This window comes from Pseudovibrio sp. POLY-S9 (assembly GCF_001431305.1).
Taxonomy (GTDB): domain Bacteria; phylum Pseudomonadota; class Alphaproteobacteria; order Rhizobiales; family Stappiaceae; genus Pseudovibrio.
Map to the genome: position 1 here is coordinate 70849 of NZ_LCWX01000212.1, position 9194 is coordinate 80042.

The window sequence follows — 9194 nt, forward strand, 5'->3', positions numbered from 1 at the left end:
AAACGCAGCTTCAGTGTGAGTAATCACATTAGTAATCCGTTAAGATTTCTTCGCGCTACACAATTATGCTGTATTCGACTGAGGAGCTATGAAGTGATACGCAATACTATTCTCATGAGCTATAGATTAACTGAATCGAATATAGTCATTAATAGAGTTTTTATTTGTTAAATTAGATTTAATTGTGAACTCAATATAGGATTGGTCAAAAATACATATGAGAAGATCAATAGAGTTTCAGAAGTATTCTTCCTGCTAGCTTTCTTGTGCTACCAAAGCCGCTGGTACGGGCAAATCGATAACTGCACTCTCAATTGTCATTTCATCGAGCACGCTCAGGAAGGCGCTGGATGCTCTTTGCATCAACGGTTTGAGGCGACAAGAGGGGAGGAAGCAGCATTGGATTTCTCCACATTCGCTCTGTCGCAGGCACTCGACTACGGCAAAATCATTCTCTACCGCGCGGACAACATCTCCAACGCTGATGTCTTGTGCGAGACGGCCCAGTTTAAACCCTCCACCACGACCACGCATGGTCTCAAGAATACCGGCACGGGAGAGTTGGTTGACGAGTTTCATTACATGGCCCCGTGAGAAACCTTGCTGCAAAACGACCTGATCGATGCGCTGAAGAATGTCTGGTTGCATGGCGCATTGCATAACGAGTCGCAAAGCAAAATCGCTTGCCTGATTTAAACGCATAGTGATGCTCCAAAGATATATCGTGCGTATATCATAAAATCAGAGAGTGCTGAACACCGAAAGCGATGTGATGCTGTGCATATTTTAAGTGTATGAAATAAAACATTATTTAGTGTCAATTCAGCTCTTTCTAAGAAAAGATGCAAATAATATATGTCTTTTGTCATGTGCGATGATAAAGATATATATGAAATAGATATTATGAATCGAAAAGTTGTCACGATAGAGGGCAGGGGCTGTCTCACCAGTGTTTGGCATTGAATTAAGCTGTCAATTTCTTCCTCGGAAAGAACACTGATTGCTCTGATGTGCCACCGCCTGCTCTGAAACTTTTAAACTACGGAGACCTGTAATGTTGCCCGCCATCGTCTTGATCGCAGAAGGATTGGTTGCTCTCTGGTTCCTACTGTTTTTGACCATGATCACAAGCATCTACCTGGATGGCAGAGGATATGGCTCCGGCGTGAAACCCAAGGCAGAGCTAGCCTTCTTCAAACACATTCGTGTCTTCGTAACACTCGGCATATCAGTCGCCTGCGTTTTGACCCTGGCAGAAGCATTTGAATTGATCTGACGGAAATCGGAAGAGCCCCATGAAAATCTACGAGTACCTCCCCGCCATCTTCATCTGGGCCATAGTCCCAGCCCCCCTCTGGATCTGGCTTGGCCTGATCTGGTTTGTTTGAGAGGGGTGAGAGGAGCTCGCTCTTCACCTCAAAATCCGATCTATGAATGTCCTTCTCATCCGACTTACAGGCGAAGTGGGGAGCCTTGGGTAGGCTGGGAGGCAGGCGCTGGTGATATAGAGGGTGTCCAGCTTCTTGCTATCGAAGGTGGCACGGTTGAGCGTAGAACTGGCAGGTCAATGACGCGGATTAACGCGCCGTCCGGCAGATGGTGGTTGATGCGCTAGCTGTCTTAGGTGGCAACCTGGACAACGCTGAGATGATGAAGCTCCTAAGTAGACGGTTGAGGGGAGTATTAGCGGTTAAGGAATTGATATCTATGGATCAACCTCATCCGCACATTGCACAGGCGGTCGGTGTTGCCGCACATCCACCGCGAGCTGTACAGCGCAAGTCAGAGTGCATCTGTTTGCCTACTTTTTGTGTGCTGATGACCATCTCATCAAATGGCAAAACAGCGTCAAAACCAGAAAGGCTAGCAACCGCAGACGATTGCGCATGCGCGATCCCAGCGATATTGCGCGCATGACAGGGAATTTCCACTTCCCCACCAACTGGGTCGCAAACCAAACCAAGCGTATTCATAAGACAAAGTGATGCCGCATTAAAGGCTTGTTGTGCTGTTCCTCCAAACAGATGGACCAATCCAGCTGAGACCATCGCGGCTGAGGCACCAGTCTCCACTGAGCATCCTCCCGTTTCAGCGGCAAAACTTCCATACTCAGCAAAGACGGCTCCCACAAGTGCTGTGACTTGAAGGGCGTCGATAATCCTTTCACGATCAACACCTTGTTGTTTCAAGGAATATAGCGTGCCCGGTATGATGCCAGAACTTCCAGCTGTTGGAGCAGCGACAACCACTCCCCGATTTGCGTTTGCATCCATAACTGCGAGAGAAGCGCTAAGCGCATCCTGCAAGAATGGTGAGCCGATAATCTCCACGGGATTTGCTGCACCAACCTGCTTTGCGCTCGGTTTCAGGAACTTCATATTGGATGATTGATTGGTAAGCGCTAGGCCTGCCTGAACTGCGTCCATCATCACATCATAGCGGTCTGCAAAGGCTTTTCGCGTTTGGGTCTCAGTCAAGCCTAACCGCTTGGCTTCCAGGGACAAAGCAAGATTTGCAAGACTGTGTGCTCTGCTGGTTTGTTGGACCAAAGCCTTTGGGCTGGCAAAAAGAGGGGCCTCGTCGTGGACAGTGAATTGGACAGGTGTGCAGGACCTGACCTTCCAGCTCTGTTCTATCATGTCTTTCAACTCTGGTTGTTGAGGTGATAGTGGCGAACTGGATTTGATCTCAATAAGTTGGTGGCTATTCTTTGAACCTGCACAGACACGAGCTTGTACCTTTGCATTTGAGAGAAGCTGCTGAAGAGGTGAATTGTCTCCACATTCCAGCAGAAGTATAAAATCGCTCCCAGTCACATCAATTGCGAAAGAGTTAAAGCTATCGAGCTTGAACATCCCGCCGCCTATTGAAAGGGCTTTGAAGTGATCTTCCCGAAGTGCGCCTTCGCTGTCTTCAACCGTGACTGCAATTTCCACTCGGTTTGGATGATCGTTGGTGTCTAAATTTCTAATGTTGATCTCTAGCGTAAATGGCTTACCGTTCATCAGATCAGATAGAGCTTGTCGATACTTAGGTGAGGTGACCTCTTCTCCCATCAAGCCTGCAGCAAAGCCTTCGTCACTGCCTTGGTTGGAATAGACTTGGGCAAACGAGCCCTCTGGATCGAACGCAATTTCAACCTTCACAAATTTATCACCATCACAAAGGGAAAGTTGGCGGACAGTCTTTCCTATGCAGTATGGCGCTGCAGAGTGAGAGCTCGAGGGTCCTCTCATCACCGGACCAATTATAGAATTGAGAAGACTGATAGTGCTCATGCAAATTTCTCCGCGAAAATCTATGTGATATTTTACACGGATTGTTGCTGCATTGAAGGGCAGAACTGATGCTCTCCTCACCTCGCGAAAAGCATCTTCGTGTGTGATGAGGAGAGCTCAGAGGAGCAATCGAAGCACCTTCGTTGACCTTCAAATTTATACGATAAGAAAAACTTATCGATATGCGTAGAAGATGCAATTTCACTTAATGTGCTTTGCGCCCTATATTCAGTCTAGAATTTGCTGGATGCATCGTTTCGTCTCACCGCTTAAGGTAAACGCTACGTCAAAACCAGCAAGAGCCAAATTAGATAGTGGAGACAGCAATGCACGGTAACGATGTCAAGACAGCCGGTGTTTGTCCGGTGGTACATGGCGCGAATACATCGATGGATAAGCCGGTTACCCGATGGTGGCCTGATGCTTTGAATCTCGACATCCTCCATCAACATGGTGCGCGTACTAACCCGATGGACCCAGGCTTCAACTATCATGATGCTGTTAAATCACTCGACTTCGAAGCGGTGAAGGCAGACGTTCATGCGCTCATGACCGACAGTCAAGACTGGTGGCCAGCGGATTGGGGCCATTATGGTGGCCTTATGATCCGCCTTTCGTGGCACACAGCCGGCTCTTATCGTCTTGCAGATGGTCGCGGTGGCGGCGGTTCCGGCAACATTCGCTTCGCTCCGCTCAACTCCTGGCCTGATAACGCAAGCCTTGATAAAGCTCGCCGTTTGCTTTGGCCTATCAAGAAAAAGTACGGCAACGCTCTCTCCTGGGCTGATCTGATTATTCTCGCAGGTACTATTGCCTATGACTCTATGGGTCTGAAAACCTTTGGTTTCGGGTTTGGCCGTGAGGATATCTGGGGTCCGGAGATCGACACCTATTGGGGATCTGAAAAAGAATGGCTTGCGCGCAGTGAAGAGCGCTATGACGATCTGGATGACCCTTCAACGCTCGAAAATCCGCTTGCAGCAACCCATATGGGTTTGATCTACGTGAACCCTGAAGGCGTGAATGGCGTTCCCGGTCCGCAAAAAACAGCTGATCAGATCCGCGAAACCTTTGCTCGTATGGCAATGAATGACGAGGAAACTGCTGCGCTGACTTGTGGTGGTCACACCGTTGGTAAAACCCATGGACGCGGTGCCGTCGATAACATCGGTGTCGCACCGGAAGCCGCCGGTCTTGAAGAGCAAGGCTTTGGCTGGTCTAACCCCGGACAGGATGGCAAGGCAACGAATGCCTTTACTTCTGGCATCGAGGGTGCGTGGACCACACACCCAACTACGTTCGATATGGGCTTTTTCGATATGCTGTTCGGCCATGAATGGGAGCAGGTAAAATCTCCTGCCGGCGCATGGCAATGGGAACCTGTTTCCATCAAGGAAGAAGACAAACCTGTTGATCCAACAGACCCGTCTGTTCGTCACAATCCAATCATGACGGATGCGGACATGGCGATGAAGGTTGACCCGATCTACAACGAATACTGCCAGAAGTTCATTGCAGATCCTGAGTACTTCAGAGATACGTTTGCTCGTGCATGGTTCAAGCTGACCCACCGCGACATGGGACCAAGAGCCAATTATCTTGGCCCGGATGTGCCGAAAGAAGACCTTATCTGGCAGGATCCTGTTCCGGCAGGCAACACCAACTATGATGTTGCTGCGGTGAAAGCAAAAATTGCGGCAAGTGGTTTGAGCAATGAAGATCTGATCAAAACCGCCTGGGACAGCGCACGAACTTATCGCGGTTCTGATATGCGCGGTGGTGCCAACGGTGCTCGTATCCGCCTTGCTCCCCAAAAGGATTGGGTTGGCAATGAGCCAGACCGGCTTGCCAAAGTTCTGGCTGTGCTTGAACCAATCGCAGCACAGGCAGGAGCCTCAGTCGCAGATGTGATCGTGCTGGCAGGCAACGTTGGTGTAGAAAATGCCATCAAGGCAGCTGGTTTCAACGTGGAAGTTCCATTTGCTTCTGGTCGCGGTGATGCAACAGATGCGATGACTGATGCGACATCCTTCTCTGTATTGGAGCCTATTTCTGATGGCTTCCGTAACTGGCAGAAGCAAGAGTACGCTGTTAGCCCGGAAGAGATGATGCTGGATCGTGCTCAGCTCCTCCGCCTGACTGGCTGGGAAATGACTGCACTTGTTGGTGGCCTGCGCGTTCTTGGTGCCAATTATGGCGGTTCAAAGCATGGTGTCTTCACGGACCGCGAAGGTCAGCTGACAACGGACTTCTTCGTCAACCTGACCGATATGGACAACAGCTGGCATCCACTCAAAGATGGCACCTATGAAATCCGTGACCGCAAATCTGGCAAGCCTAAGTGGACTGCAACCAGTGCAGACCTTGTGTTTGGCTCCAACTCAATCCTGCGCGCTTATGCTGAAGTGTATGCTCAGGATGACAACCACGAAAAGTTCGTCCGCGATTTCGTGGCAACATGGACCAAGGTCATGAACGCCGACCGCTTCGACCTGGCTGCCTAATAAATGCGACCAGCCCGGGCAGGAAATTGCCCGGGCTTTTTATTGCAACTCCCTACAGGTGCTCTCCAGACGCTGGCTATATCCGGTTGCGCTTCTGTGTTTTTCCGGTTAAGAACCGCTTAACCTCGGGGTGCGCGCTTTTGTCGTGCTGAGATGCTTTAGTGGCGAACCCGTTGAACCTGAACCGGCTAGAACCGGCGGAGGGAAGGGTACCGGTTTCATCCATCCTTGCCCTCTCGCCGCAATGGAGGATGACTTGAAACATCTGTTAATTGCTGCGGGATTACTCACTGCAACATCAGCGATGGCTGCTGAGAAGCCTCAACTGACAGTTTACACATACGACAGCTTCGTTTCTGACTGGGGCCCAGGCCCAAAAGTGGAAGAAGCGTTTGAGGCTGTATGTGAATGTGACCTAAAACTTGTTGGCGTCGAAGATGGCGCAGCACTGCTTTCCCGCATTCGTCTTGAAGGTAAGAACTCGGATGCCGATGTGGTGCTGGGTCTGGACACCAATCTGGTAGAGACTGCCAAGAAAACTGGCCTGTTTGCACCACACACTGTTGAGGCCCAATACACACTGCCAGTGGAGTGGGCTGACGAAACCTTTGTGCCGTACGACTGGGGCTACTTTGCCTTCGTACACAAGGCTGGCGAAACCGTACCAACCAACTTCCGCGAGCTTGCGAAGAGTGATGCCAAGATCCTTATTCAGGATCCACGCTCCTCTACGCCCGGCCTCGGGCTGCTGCTTTGGGTGAAAGCGGCTTACGGAGACGAAGCTGCTGATGTGTGGGCGGATCTTTCCGATAACATCGTGACGGTTACAAAAGGCTGGTCTGAAGCCTACGGTCTTTTCCTTGATGGGGAAGCGGAGATGGTGCTCAGTTACACCACGTCTCCGGCTTACCACCTGATTGCCGAGGAAGATAACAGCAAAACCACTGCTACGTTTGAAGAAGGCCATTACATGCAGGTTGAAGTAGCGGCAAAGCTTGCCGGAACTGATCAGCCTGAGCTGGCAGACAAGTTCCTGAACTTCATGGTTTCAGACGCTTTCCAGACAATCATTCCAACAACCAACTGGATGTATCCAGCTGTGACACCAAAAGGTGGTTTACCTGCTGGCTTTGACACTCTGCAGGTGCCTGAAAAAGCTTTGTTCTTTAAGCCTGAAGAAGCTGCTGCTGCAAGACGTGAGGCTCTGCCGGAATGGCTAGAAGCGCTCAGCCAGTAAGTTCGCTTCCCGGTGTTGCCGCGGCATTTCTTGTCGCGGCACTCATACTTGGCACGTTGGCCGCGGTTGCTCTGCGAACCGAAGCGGGTCACGGCTTTTCCTCTTCCGATTGGGCTGCTCTCAAGTTTACGCTCACGCAGGCTGTGCTTTCTGCCGTGATCAGTGTTGCACTGGCTGTGCCGGTTGCGCGCGCCCTGGCGCGACGGCGGTTTCCGGGCCGCAGTTTGCTTATTGCCCTGCTTGGTGCCCCCTTCATTCTTCCAGTTATTGTCGCCATTCTTGGGTTACTGCAAGTGTTTGGCCGTGCGGGCTGGATATCTGATGTGCTTGTCTATTTCGGTGCTTCACCCATTCGCATCTATGGTCTCCACGGTGTTGTGCTGGCTCATGTTTTCTTCAACCTTCCGCTGGCAACCCGATTGATTTTGCAGGGATGGCAAGAGGTTCCTTCAGAGCGCTTTCGCCTTGCGGCGCAACTTGGATGTGATGGAAAAGCCCTGTTTCGGCTGATTGAACTCCCCATGCTCGCCCGCATTTTACCCGGAGCACTGGCTGTGATCTTTGCGATCTGCCTGACAAGCTTTGCTGTTGCTCTGACGCTTGGTGGTGGGCCACGGGCGACAACTATTGAGCTGGCGATCTACCAGGCTTTTACATACGATTTTGATCTTGGCCGTGCCGCGCTGCTTTCTGCATTGCAACTCACGCTTACCGCTGCTGCTGCCTTTGCGGCGCTGAAGCTCTCACGCGGTGAAGGGTTTGGTGCAGGACTAGAACGTGCGATCCAGCGCTGGGATGGCGGTGCACCTGTTGCAGACATCCTCTGGATTTCACTTGCAACGCTGTTTTTGCTTTTGCCGCTCAGTGCTGTTGTCCTGTCAGGGCTTAGCGGTCTGTTTCTGGTGCCGTTTATTGTGTTGAAGGCGGCACTCGTTTCCGTTGCTGTCGCCGTAGCCAGCACAGTGATCTTGTTGCTGCTCGCGTTGCCTATGGCAGCCGCAATTGCCGTTCGCCGGCATAGTGTGGTTGAACTTGCTGGAATTTTGGGATTAGCGGCATCCCCGCTGGTGATTGGAACGGGCTTGTTTATCATTATACGTCCATGGGCAAACCCGTCAGATCTTGCTCTTCCTGTGACGGCACTCGTCAATGCGGCGATGGCATTGCCGTTTGCACTTCGCATTCTTGTCCCTGCTGCACGAGATACGGTTTCGCGACATGGACGGTTGGCCTTGTCTCTGAATATGGAAGGCTGGGTGTTCTTTTCACGTGTCCTCATTCCACGTATGCGGCCACAGATCGGGTTTGCTGCGGGGCTTGCTGCGGCGCTTTCCATGGGAGACCTTGGCGTGATTGCCCTGTTTGCAGATCCGGAAATTGCAACGCTGCCTTTACAGATTTACCGCTTGATGGGGGCATACAAAATGCAGGCAGCAGCCGGCGGAGCTCTTTTACTGCTTGTGCTTTCAATGGCACTGTTCTGGATTTTAGACCGGGGAGGTCGCTGGCATGCTGAAGCTTAGCTCTTGTCTCATCGCAAATGGCCGGTTCCAGTTGCAGGCCAACTTGCATGTTGAAGCTGGCAGCAGCGTTGCCGTCATTGGCCCATCTGGCGCAGGAAAATCAACCTTGCTTGAGGCTATTGCCGGGTTCCGTGAATTATCGCAAGGACGCATTTTCTGGAAGGAACAAGAGCTCACCAAGCAGGCTCCGGGAAAACGCCCAATCGCCATGCTGTTTCAAGATGGCAATCTGTTTCCGCACTTAACCGCTGCTCAAAATACGGCCCTTGGCTTACGGCCTAACGGAAAGCTCTCAAAACCTGAGCAAGAGCAAGTCGAAGCAGCCCTTGCGCGGGTTGGACTGGCAGGGATGGGAGCACGCAAACCAGCTGAATTGTCTGGTGGCCAACAAAGCCGCGTCGCCCTTGCTCGCGTTTTGGTTCAGCACCGTGATCTGTTGTTACTCGACGAACCCTTCGCCGCCCTCGGCCCTGCGCTTAAGGCCGAAATGCTGGATCTTGTCGCGGAGCTCATCGCAGAAACTGGCACGACGCTTCTTATGGTCAGTCACGACCCACAAGACGCCCGCCGCATCACGAACAAAGCAATCCTCGTCGCCGACGGATCAGCGCACCCACCTGCTGAAACCCAACAACTTCTCGACAACCCACCG

The 9194-nt window shown here is 51.5% G+C and carries 7 protein-coding genes and 1 riboswitch; of the genes, 5 read left to right on the top strand and 2 right to left on the bottom strand.

What is annotated here, in order from left to right; genetic code table 11:
- Positions 1–255: 255 nt before the first annotated feature.
- Positions 256–702, bottom strand: a complete 447-nt coding sequence (locus tag PPL9_RS21260; RefSeq protein WP_082597021.1) for an Rrf2 family transcriptional regulator — start codon at positions 700–702, stop codon at positions 256–258.
- A 352-nt stretch (positions 703–1054) separates the two neighbouring features.
- Between PPL9_RS21260 and PPL9_RS21265 the strand changes: the two genes are divergently transcribed.
- The gene (locus PPL9_RS21265) at positions 1055–1276 is read left to right on the top strand and encodes a hypothetical protein (RefSeq protein ID WP_057464602.1); all 222 of its coding nucleotides are present in this window, start codon (positions 1055–1057) and stop codon (positions 1274–1276) included.
- 442 nt (positions 1277–1718) lie between these two features.
- Here PPL9_RS21265 and PPL9_RS21270 read toward each other — a convergent pair whose 3' ends face one another.
- On the bottom strand, positions 1719–3146 hold the full coding sequence (locus PPL9_RS21270; protein ID WP_208989524.1) for an L-serine ammonia-lyase, iron-sulfur-dependent, subunit alpha: 1428 nt from the start codon (positions 3144–3146) through the stop codon (positions 1719–1721).
- A gap of 458 nt (positions 3147–3604) precedes the next feature.
- Between PPL9_RS21270 and katG the strand changes: the two genes are divergently transcribed.
- The 4 genes from katG to PPL9_RS21290 form a co-directional block, all read left to right on the top strand.
- The gene (gene katG, locus PPL9_RS21275; RefSeq protein ID WP_057464604.1) at positions 3605–5782 is read left to right on the top strand and encodes a catalase/peroxidase HPI; all 2178 of its coding nucleotides are present in this window, start codon (positions 3605–3607) and stop codon (positions 5780–5782) included.
- A 116-nt stretch (positions 5783–5898) separates the two neighbouring features.
- Positions 5899–6005: riboswitch (TPP riboswitch) on the top strand.
- 33 nt (positions 6006–6038) lie between these two features.
- Positions 6039–7019, top strand: a complete 981-nt coding sequence (thiB, locus tag PPL9_RS21280) for a thiamine ABC transporter substrate binding subunit (RefSeq protein WP_057464619.1) — start codon at positions 6039–6041, stop codon at positions 7017–7019.
- Positions 6995–8542 carry an ABC transporter permease subunit gene (locus PPL9_RS21285; protein ID WP_057464620.1) on the top strand — a complete coding sequence of 516 codons (1548 nt, stop codon included), beginning with the start codon at positions 6995–6997 and terminating at the stop codon, positions 8540–8542. The genes thiB and PPL9_RS21285 overlap by 25 nt, the downstream gene beginning before the upstream one ends.
- Positions 8529–9194 (top strand): ATP-binding cassette domain-containing protein (locus tag PPL9_RS21290; RefSeq protein WP_057464605.1); only part of this gene is annotated, 666 nt, incomplete at its 3' end. The genes PPL9_RS21285 and PPL9_RS21290, both read left to right, overlap by 14 nt.